Source organism: Polaromonas sp. P1_E1_2 (assembly GCF_056406035.1).
On record NZ_JBFUAZ010000844.1, the window covers coordinates 1 to 1,377 of the forward strand.

1 protein-coding gene is annotated in these 1,377 nt (G+C 60.4%); it reads right to left on the bottom strand.

Translation table 11 applies throughout. The features are described from left to right. Window positions 1-259: 259 nt before the first annotated feature. Window positions 260-1,165 carry a LysR family transcriptional regulator gene (locus AC1D1P_RS23430; RefSeq protein WP_477674653.1) on the bottom strand — a complete coding sequence of 302 codons (906 nt, stop codon included), beginning with the start codon at window positions 1,163-1,165 and terminating at the stop codon, window positions 260-262. Window positions 1,166-1,377 lie beyond the last annotated feature (212 nt).

Below are 1,377 nucleotides of genomic sequence, written 5' to 3' on the forward strand. Positions count from 1 at the left end.
GCCCAGCGCTCGAACGATTCGCCGGTGTGCATGGTGTGATTGGAATTGACTTGGACTTGCATGGGTATTGTTTTCCTTTCAGGACGGTTACAGCGAAGAGGCCTGCCGGCCGGGCTGTCTTGCGGTTGCCGGGGGGCAACTGGAAAATTCATTGTGCGCCCTGCACGGCTGCGAGCCTGTAGTCCTGATCCCCACCCTGAAGTAAGGGTGGTTTTCCACACCGCACACGGACATACGGTTTCCTCATGGGGTGAGTGCCTCACCGGGCTTCGGAAAGCGCCAGGCAGCGTGCGCCGATAAATTCCCTGAGCAGGCGCAGGCCGGGCGTCAGTTGCCGCCGTCCCGGTAACACCATGTACAGCGGTACAGCCTCGGTTTGCCATTCTGTGCACAGGGCGACCAGCCGCCCCGCAGCCAGGTCGCCCACCACATCCAGCCGCGACTTGTAAGTGATGCCGCGGCCGGCCAGGGCCCACCGGCGAACCGCGTCGCCATCGTTGGCAACATTGCCGCCAGTGGCACGCACCGTGAGCTCTTCGCCATTTCTCCAGAACTTCCAACGGTCATACACRTCTTCACCCAGCATGAAGCACAGGCAAATATGCTTTGCCAGTGCCTGCGGCGTATCAGGCGTACCGTGCAACGCGAGGTAGGCAGGTGACGCACACAGCACGCGCCGATTCGTCAAATCCACCGGCAACGCCAGCATGCTGGAATCGGGCGGCTCGCCTTGCCGAAAAGCCGCGTCCACCAGGTCGCTGTAGACATTGGTCACGCGATCCGACAGGTGCAGCCGGTATTGAATGCCGGGATGCAMCAGCTGAAACGCTTCCAGCCAGGGCAGCAGCACATTGCGGCCGAAGTCTGATGGCGCGGCCAGCTGCAGCACACCGCGCACCTGCTGCCGGCCGCTGGCGAGCTCCAGCTGGGCATCTCGCAGGGCGGCCAGCGCGGGCCGGCAGTGTGCGAGGAAAACCTCACCTTCGCGCGTCAACCGCAAGCTGCGGGTGGAACGCACAAAAAGCGGCGCCTGCAATTCTGCCTCCAGCCGTTTGAGTGCCGCGCTGGCGGCCGCCGGCGTCAGGTCCAGGCTGCGGGCCGTGGCCGACAGGCTGCCTGTGTCGACAGTGCGAATAAAGATTTCCAGGTCTTGCAGGGCTTTCATTTACAAATTTTATTTGCAAATAGCTTCAACTGAAAGCTTGTTTATCTTCATTTTCAAATTCAATACAGTTCAAGAATCAGTTTTGAGCACTGCTGAACACAACGCCACGCAACATCACACGCAAAGGAAATCACCATGAAAGCCATCGGCTACACACAAGCCCACGCACTCAACCAGACCGGCCAAACCGGGTTGACCGACATCACCCTGCC